Raw genomic sequence first — 20,183 nt, forward strand, 5'->3', positions numbered from 1 at the left:
TTCGGTCATGTCGGGCCAGACTCCGGTGGCGATATCCCGGTCGATGGCCCGTACCACTTCCACCGTGACCCCTTGGCGGCGCATGATCTCCATCGAGATGTCGGCCAGACCCTGGGTGTGCGACTGCTCCGGCGAGCGCTTCAGCGTGCAGTTGATGAACAGCGCTCGCAGATCGCTGAAGTCCCAGGTGCTCTGACCGCACAGCTCCTCCTGCTTCGGTGCCAGGCGCACCGTCGAGGGCCGCTGCGCCGCACCACCGCTGTCGCTCATTGGGTATGCATTCCTTTCGTGGGTGCCTGCGCGCAGGCCACGGCCCGGGCCAGGTTACGACGTCCTTCGCCACCATTTCTGATGGTCAGTCAGGCAACGATCAGACCAGCTCCCCGTCGATGTGAAGGTGCAGCATCGCCGGACCGGCGGCGGCGAACAGGGCTTCCATGCCGGTCTCGAGTCCGGCTGCATCACCGGCGAAGAGGCCGACGGCGCCGCAGCTTCGGGCGAAGTCGGCGAAGTCGGGGTTGACCAGCGAGGTCTGCCAGACCGACAGGCCCGCCGCGAGCTGCTCCTTGCTGATCTTGCCCAGAGCGCCGTTGTCGAGCAGCACGTGCTTGACCGGGATCGCGTACTTGACGGCGGTGGTCACCTCGGCGAGGTACTGCCCGAATCCACCGTCGCCGGTCACCGCCACCACCGGACGGGACGGATCTGCGGCCCAGGCACCGAGCGCCGCGGGATAACCGAATCCGATGGAGCCGAGGTAGCCCGACATCAGCACCGGCTGACCGCTGCTCTCGAAGTACCTGCCGAACGCGTAGGCGTGGTTGCCGACGTCCACCGTGATCACTGCATCATGCGGACAGTGCCGGGCGAGTGCAGCGAACACGGCGGCAGCGGACAGCCCGCAACCGCGACCATCAGCTGCCCGGCGCGCCTTCTCGGCGCGCCAGAGCGTCCATCGGGCTGCGACGTCGGGCCGCTGATCGGTTGCCAGGACCGCCGTCGATCCGAGCCGGTCGAGGATCTGACCCAGCGTCACCACGGCGTCGCCCAGCAGCCCCAGTTCGACGCCACTGAATCGACCGATCGCCGCCGGTGCGTCGTCCACCTGGATGATGGGCTTGTACGGCGCGATCCCGGTGTGGTTCGCGAACGAGGCACCCACGACCAGCAGAAGGTCCGCCTCGTTCATCAGCCACGAGGCCACCGGCGTGCCGGACCGGCCGAGCACCCCGGCAGCGAGCGGATGGGAATCGGGCAGCAGTCCTTTCGCCCGGAACGTGGTGAGCACTGGGGCGTTCAACCGCTCCGCGAGGGACCGAACCTCGGCGGCCGCCTGCCGGGCCCCGTCCCCGACCACCAGCACCGGTCGCCGGGCCGCCCGCAGTCGCGCCACCGCTGCGGCCACCAGCTCGGGCGGCGGGGCGGTCGCCCGGTCCGCGGCACGCCCGGTCGGCGGCGCCGCGGGTGCATCCGAGGGCAGGCCTTGGACCTCGTCGGGCAGGACGAGATGGGTCACGCCACGTCCGTCGATCGCGCGCTTGACGGCCGTTGCCGCGAGTTCGCCGTGCTCCGACCCGGCGTGCACTGTCACCGTGGACAACGCGACGTCGCGGAACACCGCCGACAGATCGACGTCCTGGAACGCACCCCGCCCGAGAACGCTGGACGGGACCTGGCCGGAGATCGCCACTACCGGCGATCCGTCGAGGCGAGCGTCGTACAGGCCGGTCAACAGGTTGGTCGAGCCCGGCCCCGCGATGGCCAGGCACACGGCCGGACGCCCCGTCAGCTTTCCGTACGCACTCGCGGCGAAAGACGCTGCGCCCTCGTGCCTGATGCCGACATAGCGCAGCTCGCCACGTTCCTCGGAACGTCGTAGCGCCTCGGCGAAACCCAGGTTGGAATGCCCGACCATGCCGAACACCGTGTCCACGCCCCATTCGACGAGCGTCTCCACCAGCACGTCGGACACCGTCCGCGCCCGCGGCAGCCGATCGGGCAGGCAAACCCACGCGCCGTCATCCCGCTCCTCGACACCGAACGACACCGGCGCGTCGCTGAACCCGGGCGGGGGTTTGCCCGTGGTCGGGTCGTAGTCATAGCCGTGCCAGGGACAACGCAACCAGCCGTTCTCGACAGAACCCTCGCCGAGCGGCCCTCCCTGGTGCGGGCAGCGATTGTCCAGCGCACCGAGGCGGCCGCCGCAACGCGATACGGCCAGACTGTGGCCGTCGACCACAGCGACCTGGACCCGGCCCTCGTCCGGTAGCTCCTGAAGTCTGTGCCAGCGTTCGCTCACCGATCCTCCGGATGCGTCGGGCACGGCGGCCATTCGCGCTGGCAGTCTGGCGCACCCGACATGCGCCGGCACAGACACGGCGCACTGATCCTCCTCGATCCGTAAGACCTCGCGCTTTGCTCGTAACTGGCGAACCGGCAGCCACCTCAGCGCCACCGGGCGGCTTCTATGCTGGGCGACGGCACGCGCCGGCAGCGCGTGAAGGTGTGCCGGGAAGTCTGGTCGGCGAGTCGCTGCTGTCTGCCCCGGGAGTTCGTCCATGACCAGCGACATCGCAACCTTCGGCTGGTTGGTCGCCGGGACGGCCGCGGTCGGTTTGCTGGCGATCCTGCTGAACAGGCTCACCGAACGCATCGGCGTACCGGCGCCGGCATTCGTCCTGGTCGCCGCGGCGGTGACGGCCCAACTGGTGCCCCGCTTGGGAGACATCGACCCGCGTTCGGCCGGCCGGGTGGTCTCGGTGGCCCTGGCGGTGATCCTTTTCGAGGGCGGGCTGCGACTGGGCCGGCGCCGCGCCCGCGCGGTCGCCGGACCGGTGTTGCTGCTGGGCGTGGCCGGGACCTTCCTGACCACCGCCGGGGTCGGGGTCCTGGGCTGTTTCGGTCTGGGACTAGGTGGTTGGGGGGCCCTTCTGGTCGGGTCCGCCGTCGCACCGACCGACCCGGCGGTTGTCCTGGCGGTGCTCGGGCGCCGCGAGATCACCGGCCCCAGCGGCGACGTGCTGGTCGGTGAGTCCGGCGCGAACGACCCGGTCGGCATCGCGCTGATGGTCGGCCTGATCACCGGTGGAGGCCTGGGCGCCGGTGCGCTGGCCACCGCCGCCGGGCAGTTCGCCATGCAGATCGCGATCGGCACAGCCGGGGGTCTGATCGGGGCCCGACTCCTGGACCGGTTCACCAGCCGCGTCGGCCTGCCCAACGAGGCGCTCTACCCACTGCGCACCCTCACCGGTGCCTTGATCATCTTCGGGCTCACCACGGCGGCACACGGGTCCGGGTTCCTGGCCGTCTTCCTGGCCGGAATCGAACTCGGCGACCGCCCGGCCCCCTACAAGCTGGAGAGCGAACGGTTCCTGTCCGCACTGGCCGGGCTGGGGGAGATCGTGGCATTCGTGACCCTGGGACTGACCGTCGACCTCGACGTGCTCGAACGCGCCGACGTGTGGGCCCCCGGGATCGCCATCGCCGCCGCGCTCGCCTTCCTCATCCGACCCCTGTTGGTCGGCGCCTGCCTGCTGCCGATCCCCATGGACCGCAACGAGCGCCTGTTCGTGCTCTGGGCCGGGCTCAAAGGCGCGGTCCCCATCCTGCTCGGCAGCTACCTGCTCACCGCGCAAGTACCCGACGCGCGACGCCTCTACGGGATCGTCGTGGTGGTCGTGCTCTGCTCGGTGATCGTCCAGGGCGGCACTGTCGGTCCGGCCGCCCGACTGCTGCGAATCCCCATGCGATCGACCCAACTCGAGCCCTACGCCGTCGGACTACGGGCCACCACGCCGCCCACCGGCGCCCACCAGATCACCGTCGCCGCCGGAACCCTGGCCGACGGCACCCGCATAGGCGACCTGCCAGGACACAACCGCACCCACTGGATCAGCCTGCTCACCCGGGACGGCACAATCCTGCCCCCCGCGGCGGACACTCGCCTGCACCCCGGCGACCGCCTGCTCGTCCTCACCGAACCGGAACACTGGCCCACCACGCGCGCACTGTTCGCCCAACCCGCAGCATGGACCACCGAATCCTGACGGCTCGACGGCTCCAGCGAAAGCGTGTGATGAGTGCGTCAGAGCACCTCGACGGCACACCGGATGCCGGGGGCGCGACCCAGGCGGGCATCGGTGGTGAGCCACGAACTGGCCGCGATCGATTCGGCCAGCGCGACGTAGGTCGCGTCGTAGGCGCTGAGGTTGTGCCGCAGCTCCCACATCCGCGGCCGCAGCGCCTCGGCCGGGAATCTGGTCAGCGTCAGCGCGGCGAATCCGGACAGCGCCGCGCCGGCTTGTTCATCGGTGAGATCCCCGCGTCGGACAAGCCCTCGCAGCACGTTGGTGACCTCACTGTCGACCAGGTGGGGCACCGCCAGGTCCTCCCCGCCCAGCCTGGCCGGGTCCAGTCCCCCGGCGATCAGTTCGACGATGACCCCGGCATCGATGACCTTCACACACCCCGACCTTCATGCAGCACCGACAGGATCGTCGAACGCTCGACCGTCACGCCGACCTTGCGCTGGGTCCGACGGATCACCGCCGCGTTCTTGCGCACCCGCTTGGCGCGCCCCGCCAGATGCTCGAGCTCGCGGCGCAGGTATCCGGTCATCGACAAACCCTCAGCTGCGGCCGCCTCGGCCAGGGCATCGCGGACCTCGTCCGGGACGTCCCGGATCTGTATCACCTTCGGCATGCACCCAGCCTACCGACGTATGGGTGCAGGTTGCACCCACGTCGAGTCCACGCGACCACGACCCAACTACCGAGCATCTCCCCGACGGTCACCGCTGGTAGCGCGTCGAAGAAGGCGGGGCCTCATCGATTGCGACGCCGCCTTCGAGGCGACGCAGTGTGTCGGCCGGTGCCACCGTGGTCATCTGAACTCCGCGCCTCGAGATTGGCCCGTCATGCGGCGATCGGAATGGTCCTCGCGGCCGCACCGAACACGAGCACATCATCCTGCACCGGTCCCTTTCGCAGCCGCTCGAGATCGGTCGGGTAGTGCATGTCGGCGGACCACGGCCCGGACCCGCCCTGGCTGGGGAACGATTCGATACCTCGACGGAGGTAGCTCGAACTGAGGTCGTCGATGAACGGCCGCCGCGGCAGGTGCGGATCCTCAAGGGTGGGGACGACGGTGTCGTGCCCGTGCTTCGCCATATGTGCCAGAAGGCGGCACCAGTGCTCGGTGACCAGGTCCACCTTCAGCGTCCAGGAATTGTTGGTGTAGCCGAAGGCGTAGGCGAAGTTGGGAATGCCGCAGAGCATGAACGATTTGTAGGTCACCGATTCTGACCACTTGACGGGGCGACCGTCGACGCAGGCATCGATGGCCCCGAAGGGCAGCAGGTTCATGCCTGTCGCGGTGACCACGATGTCCGCCGGCAGCACCTGCCCGGACTCCGGTTCGACCCCGTCGGCGGTGAATCGCGTGATGCGATCTGTGACCACGGAGGCCTTGCCGGCCTTGATCGCCTTGAACAGATCTCCGTCCGGCACGACGCACATACGCTCGTCCCAGGGGTTGTACGACGGGTTGAAATGCGTGTCGACGTCGAAGCCCTTGGGCAGGCTCGTCTTGTTGACCCACCGGATCAACCGTCGGACCTTGTCCGGGTGGCGTCGGGACAGCCCGACGATGAACGCGATCCGCGCGATGTTCGCGCGCCGGGCGCCGCGGAAAGCTTGGTTGGTGGGCAAGAACCGCCGCAACACCTTGACGACCAGGTCCTGCGACGGCAGCGGCACGACGTAGGAGGGCGAACGCTGCAACATGGTGACGTGCGCGGCTCTGTCGGTCATCGCGGGCAGCATCGTCACCGCGGTGGCACCGCTGCCGATGATCACGACGCGCTTGCCGGTGTAATCCAGGTCCTGCGGCCAGTGCTGCGGGTGCACGATCTGCCCACCGAACTGCTGTTCGCCGGCGAACGTCGGCCGGAAGCCCTCCGCGTGGTCGAAGTACCCGGTGGCGCTGAAGATCCAGCGCGCGGTCACCGTCTCGACGGCGCCGGTGGCCGTGTTGAGCATGGATACCGTCCAACGGGTGTCCGCGGAGGACCACGCGGCATTGACGACCTTACGGCCCAGTCGCAGGTGCGGTTCCAGGTCGTACTCGCGAATCGTGTCGCGCAGGTAGGCCAGGATCGCCCCACCCGGTGCGATGGCCTGCTTGTCCGTCCATGGCTTGTACTCGTAGCCGTAGGTGATCAAGTCCGAGTCCGACCGGATGCCCGGGTAGCGGAAAAGGTCCCAGGTTCCGCCGACGCTGCTGCGGGCATCGACGAGCAGGAAGGACGTCGACGGCCTTTCGGTGACCAGACGGCTGCCTGCACCGATGCCGGAGATCCCGGCCCCGACGATGATCACCTCGACGTCAACCTCGGGGGAGCCGGTGCCGGTCATGGGCTGGTCCTCTCATCTGCTGCCGGAGTGCAGCCAGAGTGCCGCGCCAAGCCTCGCCCGGCCCAGGTTATCTCGCACAGTATTTGATGGATAATTGGGCGTATCGCACATACGCCTCGGTAAGCTGCTCTTCGTGGACCCGGTTGCTGCCCTGATCCGCGAGGTTGCCGACCAGGTGGTCGACCCCGCGAGCGGCGTCCTGGCCGAGGTCGAGGAAGCCGTGCTGGGCGGGATGGGCGAACCGTTCCGCAGCGACCCGGTGATGGCCGAGGAGGCCCTGGCCTCCACCCGCGAGAACGCTGCGCACTGGATCGCCGTAGTACGGACCTCGCCCTACACCCGGGTGACGCCGCTCATGGCTCCCTCGGTCGTCGGAATCGCGCGGGCGGCGACCCGACGCGGTGCGGCCCGCAACATCTGGGCGGCCTACAACAGCGGCCGGAATGTGGTCTGGCGCCACTGGATGCGGCTCACTTTCGCCGCCTCGACCGACACCGCCGTGGTGGCCAGAAGTCTCGAGGTCGTGGCCGACTCGCTCGGTTCGTGGATCGACGAGACTCTGCGTCAGTTGACCGAGCACATCGAGCAGGAACGCGACGAACTGACCCGGGCGTCGGCGGCACAGCACCTCGAGACCGTGACCCTGGTGCTGGAGGGCGCCCCGATCGAGGCGGCCCGTGCGGCCGATCGTCTCGGGTACCCCTTCGAGGGGCGACAACTCGGCGCGGTGCTGTGGGGCGACCCCGGCGCGCCGGACCGCGCGGCCCTGAGCCGCGTGGCGGAAGAACTGCGGCGCAGGGCCCGAGCGCCGCAGATCCTCGTCGTGGCGGCAAGTTCGTTCTCGCTGTGGTTATGGCTAGGGGGTTTCGGAGAGCTCTGCGACCTCGCCGACGCCGTCGCCGACGCACCGGACGTCCGATGCGCAATCGGCTCACCCGGCCGTGGTGTCGAGGGCTTCCGGCGCAGCCACGACGAAGCGGTGGAGGCCCAGCGGCTGATGATGCGAAGCGGGGTCGGGCACGTCGCCACGTTCGCCGAGGTGGCATTGGCGGCGCTGGCCGGTCGCGACGAGCAGGCCGCCCGGGAGTACATGGCACGGACTCTCGGGGCGTTGGAGACCGCCGACGCCGAACTTCGCGAGACCGTGCGGGTCTACATCCGCGCGATGTACAGCACCGCCCGGACCGCCGAGATCCTGTTCACCCACCGCAATACGGTGCTCAACCGGATCCATCGCGCCGAGGCACTGCTTCCCGAACCGCTGGCCGTAAGAGGTCTTGAGATCGGAGCCGCGCTGGAACTGAGCCGGTGGCTGGGCGGGCCCAAGCCGCGGTCCGCGGCGGACCAGACGATCCGGTGAACTAGTCACATCTCTGATGGTCAATCAGACGGTGAGCAGACCCGGAAGAGCCGTCGACCCGGGCCGCCGTGAAGCCCGCGGACCCGGGCGGGTGTGGATCTGACCGGGCGGGGAAGCTGCGGTGCAGGCAGGCCCACGGAGGGAAGCACGACTCCGTGGCTGCTGCAATCCAGGAGTTTCCCTCGATGCGAGGAGGTACAGGTCATGGGATGCGGAATCGCGCGCGCCGTGTTGGTGCTCGCCGTCGCGGGCGGGGTCACGTCGGTCTCGTCCGGGGGTGCATCGGCTCAGGGAACCGGCGCCACTGCTGCATCACCTGCTGCCCTCATCAGTGCCGGACCTGCAGCACCCCCGCCGGGGCCGCCGCCGGACTGCAAGCACCATCCCTCGTTCCCGGCCTGCAAGAAGCAGCCTGCCGGCAGCTCCCCGACCCCGAAGCCGTAGCCCGCCACCACCGGAGCCAGCAGCGGTGTGGGGTTCGGTGTCGAGTTCGGCCAAGGCGGCCCCAAAAGGGCTGCGCCCATCGGTAGCCCCCGACCGCACCGATAACTGAGGCACGGTCAGTTCGGTCCGACTCGGCCCGACGGTGCCTTGGGGCTCATAAGGCGTCAATCGGCTGCCGCTTTCGCGACGGATTTACCGAACGCTGCTGCCCAGGATGACCTGCGATTTTTCCTTCCGAACAAGGGGTTCTCGACGCGAAGAGGACACGAACCCCCATCGACAGCCGGGCACGGCTGGACGGCCGCAATCGCGCAAAGTATGGGCGGCGCGTCATAACTGACCCCCGATCAGTTCGCTCGACGCCGGGGGCGGGCCCGCTCGACTGGCTGCCGGGCGGGCCCGCTCCGAGCAGCGTCGGGGCACGGGCACTCGTGATCCTCGCTGCGCTCGTCAACGAGCTTCAATCACCTCGGCAGCGGACGCCGCTCGCAAGCTCCCGGCTGTTGCTCGCCTCCTCCGGCTACGGGATCGAGAGGGCTCGCAAGCTCGCTCTCTCGATCCCTCCGCCTACGTTCGGCGAGCAGTCCGCTCCCACCCGCGAGGGGCGTCCGTTCCGCTCGGCTCAATCACTCGTAGCGCAGGGCCTGGATCGGGCGTAGTGCGGCGGCTCGGCTGGCGGGGTAGAAGCCGAAAACCAGCCCGGTGCCAAGGGACACCCCGACGGCCAGCCAGATCGACCACGGTGCAACGACCGGGTGCACCCCGGTGATGGTGAACCTGGAGGCGACAAGGCCGGCGGCCACCCCGATCGCGCCGCCGATCATGGACAGGAAGACGGCCTCGGACAGGAACTGGCCGATGATGTCCCTGGCGGTGCCGCCGATGGCCTTGCGGATGCCGATCTCGCGGGTGCGTTCGGTCACCGAGACCAGCATGATGTTCATGACCCCGATACCGCCGACCAGCAGGGAGATCCCGGCGACGGCGCCGAGCAGCACGGTGAGGGTCTTGTTGGCCGAGCCGCCGGCCGCCAGGACGGCCGAGGCGTTGAACACCACGAAGTCGGTGTCAGCGCCGGCCACGTGATGGCGCTGGGACAGGACGTTCTGCACCTCGGCCTGGGCCGCGGCGGTGGTGGTCCGCGAGGTGGCCTGCACGTCGATCCCGGACAGTGGTCCTTGTCCGGGTGGGGCGTAGCCGTACAGGGCGTCGGAGACCGCGGTACCGGGGGCGACGACCCGGTCGTCGAGGTCCTGCTGCCCGGAGTAGCCCTTGGGTTCGAGGATGCCGATCACCGTGAACGTCTGCCCGTTCAGCCGCACGCCCTGCCCGACCAGTTCGGCCGGGGTGCCGTCGGTGAGGTCGGCGGCCACCGAGGGGCCCAGCAACACCAACCGGCGGTGGGCGCTGTACTCCTCGTCGGTGAAGTTCCGGCCCGCCGCCAGGGTGGTGTTGTCGATGTCCAGGAATTCCGGGGTCGCCCCCAGCAGCACCCCGACCGTGTGCGAGGAGTTGCCGCGGGTGGCTGCCGCGCCGTGCAGCACCACCAGCGGGGACACCCCCGAGACATCGGGGGCCATCGGGTTGTTCAGCAGTGCGCCCGCGTCGTCGAAGGTCAGCGCCGACTTACGGTCATGCGTGCCCTGCGCCTGGCCCTTCAACCCGAGCAGGTGACGCAACTGCGTGACCAACGCACTGCCCTGCCCGCCGCTCACCGTGTCCGCCGGCAGTACGAACAGACTGTCCGAGCCCAGCCGGTCGATGGAGGCCTGCACAGCCGCCGAGGAGCCGGTGCCGACCGCGACCAGCGCGATCACCGAGGCAACCCCGATCACGATGCCGAGCATCGTCAGCGTGGAGCGCATCTTGTTGGCCAGGATCCCGCCCCACGCGAACCAGGCACTCTGGCGCAGCTGCGACAACGCCGTGAAAAGGCCACCACGCTCACGATCCACGATCGGACCCCCTTCAGCGGTCGGTGGTCGACCCGGTCCCGATGACCAGGTCCAGGGGTCCGACGCAGCGCAGCACAGCCCAGTCGGGCGACTCCGCGATCACTTCAATCATGTAGTGATCGTATGCACAGGTAACTTCAAGATTCAAGTGTCTATGGTCTTGAGTCACTTCATCTTTGAAGTTAGATTGGTCGGCATGGAAGACGTCCCGGAACCGCGGTGGCTCGATTCGGACGAGCAACAGACCTTCGTGGCCTTCGGCTACATGCTGGTGCAACTGCCGGCCGTGCTGGACGCTCACCTGCAGCGCAGCGCGGGAATCAGCCTGGTCGAGTACCAGGTCATCGCCGCCCTGTCGGTGGCCCCGGAACGCACCGTGCGGCTGAGCAAGCTGGCCGAGTTCACCGCCAGCAGCCTCTCCCGGCTGTCGAACGTGGTGACCCGGCTGGAGGAGCGCGGCTGGGTGCGCCGGACCCCCGACCCCGACGACGGCCGCTACACCCTCGGGGTGCTCACCGACGCCGGATGGGACAAGGTGCTCGCCGCGGCGCCTGCGCATCTCGGCGAGGTCCGCCGCCTCGTGTTCGACCCGCTGACCAAGGCCCAGCAGCAGCAACTGCACCGGATCGCACAACGAGTCATGCACGCCGTCGAACCGGACAAACCACCGATCACCGAACGCCTGCGCGAGCTGCCGCACCTGTCCGGCCGCCCGACACACGCCCAGCCGCAGTGCGGCTCCGAGTAGGTCCGGGCCCCGACCCCGGCGCCGGCGGCTACCAGGTCGCCACGAACGTCTTCTGGAAGAGGAACTGCGATGAACGTAACGGGGGAACGCCTTCGCGCGCCCGAAGGCGCCGCGATGCGACCGACGATCCAGCTGGAAGGGATCCGGAAGACCTACGGCGAGGGTGAGACCGCCGTGCATGCGATCCGGCAGGTGGACCTGACTGTCATGCCGGGGGAATACGTGGCGATCATGGGAGCCTCGGGTTCGGGCAAGTCGACGTTGATGAACATCGTCGGGTGCCTGGACTCCCCATCCGCCGGCCGCTACCTGCTCGACGGTGTCGACGTGCGCCGCCGGAACGAGGACCAACTGTCGGGGATCCGCAACCGCAAGATCGGCTTCATTTTCCAGAGCTACAACATGATCCCGCGCACCACCGCGCTGTCCAACGTGGAGCTGCCGCTGGTCTACGCGCACGTCAGCGCCAAGGAACGCCGGCAGCGGGCGACAGCGGCGCTGGACAAGGTCGGGCTCGCGCAACGGCGCGACCACATGCCCTCCGAACTGTCCGGTGGGCAGCAGCAACGGGTCGCGGTCGCCCGCGCGATCGTGACCGACCCGGTCCTGCTGCTGGCCGACGAACCCACAGGCGCACTGGACTCCAAGTCCACCGCCGATGTCCTGGACCTGTTCGACGAACTGTCCGCCGCCGGCCGCACGATCATGGTGATCACTCACGAGGACGAGGTCGGCTCGCGCGCCCAACGGCTGGTCGTGATGCGCGACGGCCTGGTCCTCTCCGACAACCCGAACCGGCCGCGCCCCGCCCGCCCCGAGGCTCAGGTCGCGCCGGCCCCCTCGTCGTCCGACCGACTCGCCGGTGGACTGCGCGGTGTGGGCAGCGACCTGCAGCAGTCCCGAGCGGCCTATTCGGACGGCATGTTCTGAGGACCGCCAGCGACGTCAGATCGACTGTACGACGCGGCAGGCAACATGTCAGAACCGAAGAGGAGATGTAGTGCAGCAGATCGGAGTGGGGATCATCGGTGCCAGCCCGAGCAATCCAGGCTGGGCGACCGACGCGCACATTCCCGCAGTGTGTGCCGTGCCCGGCTACCAGTTACGCGCCGTGGCCACCAGCCGACGTGCCTCGGCGGACGCCGCCGCGGCGGCGTACGAGGTCGACGGGTTCGATGATCCCCGTGCGCTGATCGAGCACCCGGGCGTCGATCTGGTGGTGGTGGCGGTGAAGGTCCCGCAGCACCACGACCTCGTGGCGCAGGCACTCGCCGCCGGGAAGATGGTCTACAGCGAATGGCCACTCGGTGTGAACCTCGCGGAGGCCGAACATCTGGCCGAGCTGGCCGCGGTGGCCGGTGTGCGAACGGTGATCGGGCTGCAGGCCAGATTCGCCCCGGCGGTGCAGCGCCTGCGTGAACTGGTCGCCGAGGGCTACCTCGGCCGCGTGCTGGCGACGACCCTGACCGGATCGGCCATGGGCTGGGACGCCGTGACCGACCGCAGACACGCCTTTCTGTTCGATGCCGCCAACGGCGTAACCACACTGTCGGTGTCCACCGCGCACGCCTTGGACGCGCTCACCTACGTCCTGGGGGACATCGAGGTGGTCACCGCGACACTCGCCGTCGGACGCCACGAGGTCCTGATCGCCGAGGAGAACACCACCGTGCCGGTGACCGCACCCGACCAGGTCGCTGTGACCGCGGCCCTGGAATCCGGAGCCATTGCCTCGGTGTTCTACCGGGGTGGCCGATCCCGCGCCAGCGGCCTGCGCTGGGAGATCAACGGCACCACAGGCGATCTGCTGCTGACCAGCTCAACCGCCGACGGCAACATCCAGAGCACCGAGCTGATCCTGGCCGGTGGCAGCGGAACCGAAATCGGACTGAGCTGGCTGCCGGTACCCGACCGCCTCGACAGCGACCTGGCCGCCGTCCCGCCCGGTCGTGCCCGCAACGTCGCCGCCGTCTACGCCGCCCTCGCCGAAGACCTGGCAAAGGACACTCGGCAGGTCCCGGACTTCACCCACGCGGTACGCATCCACCGGCTGATCAGCGAGATCGAAGCCGCCGCCCGCCGCTGACGGTCCCAGTGCCCAGAAGTGCTTCCGGACAAGGCGATCAGATGGGCGGAGGCCTCGACATGAACGCGTTCGAGCTGGGGACCGACGGTCCGACGCTGATCATCGTCGCGGTCGACGGATCGCCGACCTCGCTGCGGGCCGGAGCTTATGCCGCCGGGTTGGCCCGCCGGCAGGGCGCGCGGCTGTTGGCCGTGCACGTGGTACACCCGCCCGCTGCGGCCGCCCTGCTGCCGAGCGCCGCAGCGATGGTCGCGCAGGCCGGCGAGGAGGTCGCTGAGGACCTGCGCGCCCAGGTGGCGGTCGCCGTGACGGAGCGCGGGATCGAGGTGGACTTCCTGGCGGTGCACGGCGATCCGTTCACCGAACTGGCCAGGGTCGCCGGCGAGCAACGCGCCGACGCGGTCGTGGTCGGCGCCTCGACCCACACCGGGCACCGCCTGATCGGCTCGCTGGCGGTCCGGCTGGTGCGAGCCGGTCCCTGGCCGGTGACCGTGGTGCCCTGACGCCGCCCGCCGTCCTCGAGGGCACAAAACGGCCGGTCGGGCCCGGATGCCCCGCTCTCAGGTCCCCGTGGCGTTCAGGTGTTCAGCGAGGAACTGGAACATCTTCAGCTGCGCAGCGATGGCTGCGGTCGCGTTGTATCGCGGCCCGGTGTCGTTGAAGAACGCGTGGTCGGCGTTGTCGTAAGTGATCACCTCGTGCACCAGACCGGCTTTCTCCATGGCCGTGGTCGCGGCGGCGCGGGTGGCATCGACCCGGGAGTCCAGCGCCCCGTAGATGGCCAGCACGGCGGCGTGGGCACCGGTGAAGTCCGGCGTGGCCGGGGCCGGTCCGTAGAACGGGACGGCGACCCGCACCCGCTGGTCCTGCAACGGCCCGATCTGCAGCAGGTTCCACGTCAGGCCGCCGCCGAAGCAGAACCCGACCACGCCGATCGGTGCGCCCGGGGCACGGCGCTGCAGTTCGTCGAGGCCCGCGTGCAGGTCGCCGAGCAACTGCTCGGTCGGCGCGCTCGCCAGCGCCGCGGTCGCGGCGGCCTGGTCGGTGAACCCGGCGGTACCGTCCGGACCGGACCGGGACAGCAGGTCCACGCAAAGCGCCGAACAGCCGTGGGTGGCGAATCGCCCGACCAGGTCGTAGAAGTGGGTCGTTAGCCCCTTGTTCTCGTGAATCACCAACACCGCGCCGCGCAGGGAGTCCGCGGCCTTCCACGCCGCCCGGTAGTCCACCCCGCCGGCCGCCCAGCGCACCAATGCACCGGCGTCCGCACCCGGTGGCGGGGTCGCCTGCGGTGGGGTCAGGGTCGGACTGGAGGTGGAGGTGGGCGTGCTGCCCGGCGCGGCCGCGAGGTCGCCCTTGTTGCCGCACCCCGCCAGCACGGCCGTCGCCGCACCGAGGCCCAAGCCCATCAGCCCGAGCCGACGCACCGCCTCGCGACGGGTCAGCAGGCCTGCGCCGTATTCCTCGGCAACCTCACTGATCAGGTAGTCCCGCATCGCCATGCGGGAAACCTATTCTGCCGAGCGGGGTGACCACGCTCACGGTCGCGGCCGCTTCCCGAATGAATGTACGGACATATCGTGGGGGTGTGGAAGTTGCAGCCTGGCCGGGTCGGGTGGGCCCGGCGGGACCGTCGGGCCTGCTGCCGGCGCGGGAGCAGATGGCGGTGTCGTTGGGTTGGCACATCGTGCTGGCCTGCTTCGGCGTCGCGTTCCCGGCGATGATCTTCGTTCTGCACCGCCGCGGCCTCGTTCGGGGTGACCCGATCGCGTTGGACCTGGCCCGTCGGTGGGCCAAGGTGTCGGCGGTGCTGTTCGCGATCGGCGCGGTTTCCGGCACCGTGCTGAGCTTCGAGATGGGGTTGTTGTGGCCCGGTCTGATGGGTCGCTTCGGGGACGTGCTCGGGTTGCCGTTCGCGTTGGAGGGGCTGTCCTTCTTCGTCGAGGCAACCTTTCTCGGCATCTACCTCTACGGGCGGGGCCGGATGCCGGCTCGCCGGCATCTGTTGATGCTGGTCCCCATGGGCGCGGCCGGCGTGGTCGGCACGTTCTGCGTCGTGTCGGTCAACGCGTGGATGAACGGTCCCACCGGTTTCCGGCTCGTCGACGGCAGGGTCACCGACGTGCACCCGTGGCGGGCGATGTTCAACGACGGGGTGTGGCTGGAGTTCGCGCACATGTGGGTCGGGGCATTCATGGTCGTCGGCTTCCTGGTCTCCGGCGTGTACGCGGCCGGGATGCTGCGGGGCCGCCGCGACACCCACCATCGCCTCGGTTTCAGCGTCCCGTTCACCTTCGCCTCCGTCGCGGCCGTGCTGCAACCGGTGATCGGACACATCCTCGGTCTGCGGCTGGGCACGACCCAGCCCGCCAAGGTCGCCGCATTCGAGTTGGCCACCACCACCGAACGACCCTCGCCGCTTCGCCTGGGCGGGGTGCTCATCGACGGGAAGGTCCGCGGCGCGATCGAGATCCCGCGCCTGGGTTCGATCATCGCCCGCAATTCGTTGACCAAGCCCGTGGCCGGCCTCGACACCTTCCCCGCCGCCGACCGCCCACCGGCGAACATCACCCACCTGGCATTCCAGTCGATGGTCGGCATCGGCACGTTGCTGGCCGGCGCAGTCCTGATCCACTGGGTCGCGCGCCGCCGCGGCCATGACCTCACCGAGCGCCGTTGGTTCCTGCGATTCGCCGTCGCGGCCGGGCCGATGGCCGTCGCGGCGCTGGAGGCGGGCTGGATCGCCACCGAGGTGGGGCGGCAACCCTGGACCGTGTGGCACGTCCTGCGCACGACCGACGCGGCCGGGGACAACCCACACCTGTGGTGGGTGTTCGCCACCGTGTTCTTCGTCTACGCCGCCATGACCGCCGGGGCGTGGATGGTGTTGCGCTCGATGGCGCGACGCTGGCGGGCGGGCGAGCACGATCTGCCCAGCCCGTACGGTCCCGGGTCGGCGATCTCGGCAGGGCACCGGTCGTGAGCGCCGCCGTCGCCGTCGCCGTCGCGATGTTCGCCGGGCTCGCGGCCTACGCCCTGTTCGGCGGAGCCGACTTCGGGTCCGGGTTCTACGACCTCAGCGCCGGCGGCGGGCGTCGCGGCGCCGAGATCCGGACCCAGATCGACCACAGCATCGGCCCGGTCTGGGAGGCCAACCACGTCTGGCTGATCTACGTGCTGGTGCTGGCCTGGACGGCTTACCCGACCGCCTTCGCCGCCGTCATGACCACCCTGCAGGTCCCCCTGCTGCTGGCCCTGCTGGGCATCGTGGCTCGCGGCGCAAGCTTCGCCTTCCGTAAGTTCGCCCCCACCTACGGCCAAGCCCGGTTGTTCGGCGTCGTGTTCGCCGGCTCGTCGTTGATCGCCCCGTTCTTCCTCGGGACCGTTGCCGGCTCGATCGCCTCCGGTCGGGTGCCGGCGGGCGGGAGCGGGAACCCGATCGACTCGTGGGTCAACCCGACGTCCTTGTTCACCGGCGCCATCGCGGTCGGCTCCTGCGCTTTCCTGGCCGGAGCCTTTCTTGCCGCCGACGCGGCGCGCGCCGGCCACCTCGAGCTCAGCGAGAGTCTGCGCAAGCGCGCCCTGGCCGTCGGCACGGTGACGGGCGTGCTCGTGGTCGGGGCGCTGGCTCCGATCCGCAACGACGCGCCCACGCTGGGCGCCAAGCTCACCGGACGTGCGGCGCCACTGATCGCGCTCTCCGTCATCGCCGGGACCCTCGCACTCTGGCTTCTCCTGCTGCGGGCCTACGCCTGGGCGCGCGTCGGCGCAGTTCTCGCCGTGGCTGCCGTGGTCGCCGGCTGGGGTGTTGCGCAGTACCCGTGGCTGCTCGTCGACCAGCTGCGCATCACCGACGGCGCGGGCTCCCCCGCCACCTTGCATGCTCTCCTGGTCGTGGTCGGCCTTGCCGCGGTGCTCGTACTGCCCGCCCTCGGATACCTGTACCGGCTCACGCAAACAAGCGACTGGTCCGGGACAGAGCCCGGAGCCGGCGACGAGCTCGGGAGCATCTCGCGCGAGTGAGGAACTAGGTCAGACCCGTGCGCAGGTGCTTGATGCCGACGTCGAGCGCGGCCTCGAGGTGGGTCAGCCGGCCGGTCGACAGCATGACGACCACGCCCCCCTGGATGCCCGCCAACAGCGCCGCCGCGGCCTGATCAGGCTGCACGCCGGAAGCGATTTTTCCCTGCGCCTGCATGCCGCGGATACCGTCCGCGATCTCGGACTGCCAGCGGTTCAGCAGCTCCGTGACCACTGCCTGGGCTCCGGGTGTGCTGCGGCCGAGCTGGCTGATCAGCACGTTGAGCGGACATTGCTGACCCTGCCTGCGATAGCGGTCCACGACCGTGTCGCGCCAGCTCTGCCATGCGCGCCAGGAGTCGAGCTTGCCCAACTGCGGTTGTTGGTCGGCCAGAACCAGCGCCGCCTCGTGCTCGGCGACAGCGAGCAGGAGCTGCTCCTTGCCGTCGGGGAAATAGTGGAAGAGCTGGCTCTTGCTGGTCCCGGTACGCGCCCGCACGTCGTCGAGCGTGGTTGTCGCGACACCGTGTTCGCGAATCTCGGCGGCTGCGCCCTCGATGATCCTCTGCCGGGTCGCCCGACCCTTGGCCGTGATCGCACTACTCACACCACAGCTCCGTACTGGACTTGCCGGTCCATTTTCTGCCCCGGATCGTATGGACTCACTGGTCCATAAACTACGGGAGACGGACATGCGTGGACGACTGCAGGACCGCACCGCTCTGGTCACCGGCTCGACGGACGGCATCGGCGTGGCGATTGCGAACGAGTTGGCCGCCGAGGGCGCTCGGGTCATCGTCAGCGGGCGGAACACCGAACGTGGTCGGGGAGTCGTAGCCTCGATCGTCGACAAAGGCGGTCGAGCGGAGTTCGTCGCCGCTGATCTGGCGCTCGGGGGCACCGCCATCGGTCAACTGGCCGATCTCGCGAACGCGAAGGCCGATGGTCGGATCGACATCCTGGTCAACAACGCGGCCCTGTTGATCGAACCCTCACCCACCTCCGAGGTGAGCGAGGAGCTCATCGAGGCGGCGCTGAGCGTCAACGTCAAGGCGGCTTTCCTGCTCACCGGACTGATCGCGCCGTCGATGGTCGAGCGAGGAGCCGGCGCGATCATCAACGTGGGGTCCATCAGCGGTCTGTTCGGGATGGCGGGCTCCGCGTTGTACAGCGCGACCAAGGCCGCCATCCACTCGCTGACGAAGTCCTGGGCCGCTGAGTACGGCCCCGCCGGAGTCCGGGTCAACGCCGTCGCCCCCGGGCCGACCCTCACCACCAGGGTCGAGGCTTGGCAGGACCACCTCGCGCCGATGATCGCCGCGATTCCGTCACGTCGGGCCAGCTCGCCGGACGAGGTGGCCCGTGCGGTGGTCTTTCTCGCCAGCGAGGATGCATCGAACATCCACGGCGCCATCCTGTCCGTCGACGGCGGCAGAGCGGCCGTGTGATCGGCGGGCGTGGGCTCGGTTGTCGGATCGCGATGCCGCAGAGGCCTCCCACGCCGTAGGTGAGGGCCAGCCCGAGGGCTCCGCCGATGACGACTCCCAGCACGCCGCGAGGAAGGTTGCTGTGTCCGATCCGGGCGCTGACAGCGCCGGCCATTGCCAGAGCGAGCAGCACAGCCACGAACGTCACCGGCACCCGCCAGCCCGGCGGCGGGAGCAGGATCGCGAACAGCGGCAGCAAGGCGCCGACGGTGAACGAGAAGGCGGAGGCGGTCGCTGCCTGGACGGGGTCGGCCAGATCGGGGATTTCCGGGGCCGCTGCTTCGGCGGGGTCCGGCGACAGTTGCGCTCGCAGGCTGTCCAGCTGACTGCTGACCGACACGTACTCGCCGAGCGACATCGACACGGACCCGGTAGAGGGCGATGTGATCGAGGCCCAATGCCTGCAGGCTGGCTCCCACGCCGGCCCGCAGCCACGCAGGCGAAGAGTCGCGGACCAGCCGGGCCCCGTCCTTGCGCAGGCCTTCCTTGGTGGCGATCACGACGCTGTCCCGGTCGCATCGCAGGTCGGCGGCCAGCGCCCGACCGAACAGGCGTTCGGAGCGGCCGAACCCGTAACCCTGGGCCGTGTCGAAGAAGTTGATTCCCTGCCTACGCGCCTCCTCGATGGCGGCGAAGGCTGCTCGCTAGTCGACCGGGCCCCATTCACCCCCGAACTGCCAGGTGCCGTAAGCGATTGGGGTGACTCCAGTTTGGAGGCCGCGAGGATCACCGTCCTCATCTGATTTCCTTCCGTGTCGAATGGTGGACACCAGTTGGGCAAATCTGACGTTGAGTCAGAATTGCTGCCGGCCAGGGCCGGGCTCGCACAGAGCATGCGTCACCGGTGCAGCCGACCGATCAGTTGTTGGCCCAGGAGCATTCCGGGCCGCCCCACCAGGGCGACCGGAGGCGGCGCTGGGAACGCATCCGCAGGCCCCCGTAGCCCATGCCGACCAGTACGCCGATTGCGAGGGACGTCGCGAACCGCCATGCCGAGGCGGTCATTTCCTTGTCCTTCCTGCGCCGCCGCGGCGGCGATGTGGGTGCGGCGGCCGGTCACGGCCGGATGACAACCCGCCCGGGCGTTTGGTCGGCGACCGCCTGATAGGCCTGGTCACCCTGGGCCAGATCGAAGTGCAGGGCGATGGGCAGCGGGCGGAACTCGCCGGTGTCGAAGTGCGGGGCGAGCAGGGAGAGCCGGGCGGCCGATGCCGTCGCGTCCAGCTCATCCGCCATCGGCTGGGCACCACACCGATCCCACGTACGGCAGCAGCCGGGTTCCCCAAGCTGCGGACGGTGCCCCTCATCCGGGCACCGATCTGGCGACTGTCCCTGGCCACCGCTGCCGGGCGGCGGCGGTCCCCCGCCGCGGCCGCACTGGCGGACAGCCTGACCGAGGCACCCGCTACCTGAGCCATCGTCAGATCGGAGATTCCACCGAACCGCGTCCGACCGACGGGTATTTCGAGTGTTCGAGGCGCCCACCGTAGGCCTTGCTAAACGGAGGTTCCTCCGCTTATTCTCGATCCAAACGGAGGCTCCTCCGGTTCGTCATGGATTACACGGGGAGATCGCATGAAGACCTGGTTCATCACCGGCAGCTCCCGCGGCTTCGGCCGCGAGTGGACCGTCGCCGCGCTGCGCCGCGGTGACCGCGTCGCCGCCACCGC

The 20,183-nt window shown here is 69.4% G+C and carries 19 protein-coding genes; 9 read left to right on the forward strand and 10 right to left on the reverse strand.

The window, feature by feature from the left end; genetic code table 11:
• Together VHU88_06845 and VHU88_06850 are read right to left on the reverse strand one after the other, a co-directional pair.
• Window positions 1-270 (reverse strand): hypothetical protein (locus VHU88_06845; GenBank protein ID HEX3611388.1); only part of this gene is annotated, 270 nt, incomplete at its 3' end.
• Between the two features lie 100 nt (window positions 271-370).
• Window positions 371-2,299 (reverse strand): thiamine pyrophosphate-binding protein, encoded by a 1,929-nt coding sequence (locus VHU88_06850; protein HEX3611389.1) that lies wholly within the window; start codon window positions 2,297-2,299, stop codon window positions 371-373.
• Between the two features lie 259 nt (window positions 2,300-2,558).
• Between VHU88_06850 and VHU88_06855 the strand changes: the two genes are divergently transcribed.
• Complete coding sequence (locus VHU88_06855) at window positions 2,559-4,046, forward strand: cation:proton antiporter (protein ID HEX3611390.1); 1,488 nt, start codon at window positions 2,559-2,561, stop codon at window positions 4,044-4,046.
• A 38-nt stretch (window positions 4,047-4,084) separates the two neighbouring features.
• On the opposite strand, the gene VHU88_06860 is transcribed toward VHU88_06855, so the two are convergent.
• The 3 genes from VHU88_06860 to VHU88_06870 form a co-directional block, all read right to left on the reverse strand.
• On the reverse strand, window positions 4,085-4,462 hold the full coding sequence (locus tag VHU88_06860) for a type II toxin-antitoxin system VapC family toxin (protein HEX3611391.1): 378 nt from the start codon (window positions 4,460-4,462) through the stop codon (window positions 4,085-4,087).
• The gene (locus VHU88_06865; protein HEX3611392.1) at window positions 4,459-4,701 is read right to left on the reverse strand and encodes a hypothetical protein; all 243 of its coding nucleotides are present in this window, start codon (window positions 4,699-4,701) and stop codon (window positions 4,459-4,461) included. The genes VHU88_06860 and VHU88_06865 overlap by 4 nt, the downstream gene beginning before the upstream one ends.
• A 212-nt stretch (window positions 4,702-4,913) precedes the next feature.
• Window positions 4,914-6,413 carry an NAD(P)/FAD-dependent oxidoreductase gene (locus VHU88_06870; protein ID HEX3611393.1) on the reverse strand — a complete coding sequence of 500 codons (1,500 nt, stop codon included), beginning with the start codon at window positions 6,411-6,413 and terminating at the stop codon, window positions 4,914-4,916.
• Between the two features lie 133 nt (window positions 6,414-6,546).
• On the opposite strand from VHU88_06870, the gene VHU88_06875 reads away from it, so the two are divergent.
• Entirely contained in the window at window positions 6,547-7,773 is a 1,227-nt protein-coding gene (locus VHU88_06875) for a helix-turn-helix domain-containing protein (GenBank protein HEX3611394.1), read from the forward strand.
• Window positions 7,774-8,843: 1,070 nt separating this feature from the next.
• Here VHU88_06875 and VHU88_06880 read toward each other — a convergent pair.
• Window positions 8,844-10,172 (reverse strand): ABC transporter permease, encoded by a 1,329-nt coding sequence (locus VHU88_06880; GenBank protein ID HEX3611395.1) that lies wholly within the window; start codon window positions 10,170-10,172, stop codon window positions 8,844-8,846.
• A 196-nt stretch (window positions 10,173-10,368) separates the two neighbouring features.
• Here VHU88_06880 and VHU88_06885 point away from each other — a divergent pair, with 196 nt between their 5' ends.
• From VHU88_06885 to VHU88_06900, 4 genes are all read left to right on the forward strand, one after another.
• Window positions 10,369-10,920 (forward strand): MarR family winged helix-turn-helix transcriptional regulator, encoded by a 552-nt coding sequence (locus VHU88_06885; GenBank protein ID HEX3611396.1) that lies wholly within the window; start codon window positions 10,369-10,371, stop codon window positions 10,918-10,920.
• 114 nt (window positions 10,921-11,034) lie between these two features.
• A complete protein-coding gene (locus VHU88_06890; protein HEX3611397.1) occupies window positions 11,035-11,850 on the forward strand; it encodes an ABC transporter ATP-binding protein in 816 nt (271 codons plus the stop codon).
• Between the two features lie 70 nt (window positions 11,851-11,920).
• Window positions 11,921-13,006 carry a Gfo/Idh/MocA family oxidoreductase gene (locus tag VHU88_06895; protein HEX3611398.1) on the forward strand — a complete coding sequence of 362 codons (1,086 nt, stop codon included), beginning with the start codon at window positions 11,921-11,923 and terminating at the stop codon, window positions 13,004-13,006.
• A 59-nt stretch (window positions 13,007-13,065) separates the two neighbouring features.
• Entirely contained in the window at window positions 13,066-13,509 is a 444-nt protein-coding gene (locus VHU88_06900) for a universal stress protein (protein HEX3611399.1), read from the forward strand.
• A 57-nt stretch (window positions 13,510-13,566) separates the two neighbouring features.
• Here VHU88_06900 and VHU88_06905 read toward each other — a convergent pair whose 3' ends face one another.
• Window positions 13,567-14,508, reverse strand: a complete 942-nt coding sequence (locus tag VHU88_06905; protein ID HEX3611400.1) for a dienelactone hydrolase family protein — start codon at window positions 14,506-14,508, stop codon at window positions 13,567-13,569.
• Window positions 14,509-14,594: 86 nt separating this feature from the next.
• Here VHU88_06905 and VHU88_06910 point away from each other — a divergent pair, with 86 nt between their 5' ends.
• Both VHU88_06910 and VHU88_06915 read left to right on the forward strand, forming a co-directional pair.
• Window positions 14,595-15,989, forward strand: coding sequence for a cytochrome ubiquinol oxidase subunit I (locus VHU88_06910; protein ID HEX3611401.1), 1,395 nt, complete (start codon window positions 14,595-14,597; stop codon window positions 15,987-15,989).
• Window positions 15,986-17,029 carry a cytochrome d ubiquinol oxidase subunit II gene (locus VHU88_06915; protein ID HEX3611402.1) on the forward strand — a complete coding sequence of 348 codons (1,044 nt, stop codon included), beginning with the start codon at window positions 15,986-15,988 and terminating at the stop codon, window positions 17,027-17,029. The genes VHU88_06910 and VHU88_06915 overlap by 4 nt, the downstream gene beginning before the upstream one ends.
• Before the next feature lie 4 nt (window positions 17,030-17,033).
• On the opposite strand, the gene VHU88_06920 is transcribed toward VHU88_06915, so the two are convergent.
• Window positions 17,034-17,633: a TetR/AcrR family transcriptional regulator gene (locus tag VHU88_06920; protein ID HEX3611403.1), complete on the reverse strand. Its 600-nt coding sequence runs from the start codon at window positions 17,631-17,633 to the stop codon at window positions 17,034-17,036.
• Between the two features lie 85 nt (window positions 17,634-17,718).
• Between VHU88_06920 and VHU88_06925 the strand changes: the two genes are divergently transcribed.
• Window positions 17,719-18,474, forward strand: a complete 756-nt coding sequence (locus VHU88_06925; protein ID HEX3611404.1) for an SDR family oxidoreductase — start codon at window positions 17,719-17,721, stop codon at window positions 18,472-18,474.
• A gap of 897 nt (window positions 18,475-19,371) precedes the next feature.
• Here VHU88_06925 and VHU88_06930 read toward each other — a convergent pair.
• A complete protein-coding gene (locus VHU88_06930; protein ID HEX3611405.1) occupies window positions 19,372-19,518 on the reverse strand; it encodes a hypothetical protein in 147 nt (48 codons plus the stop codon).
• Between the two features lie 51 nt (window positions 19,519-19,569).
• Window positions 19,570-19,749, reverse strand: a complete 180-nt coding sequence (locus VHU88_06935; GenBank protein HEX3611406.1) for a hypothetical protein — start codon at window positions 19,747-19,749, stop codon at window positions 19,570-19,572.
• Window positions 19,750-20,183 lie beyond the last annotated feature (434 nt).

It is taken from the genome of Sporichthyaceae bacterium, assembly GCA_036269075.1.
Classification (GTDB): Bacteria; Actinomycetota; Actinomycetes; order Sporichthyales; family Sporichthyaceae; genus DASQPJ01.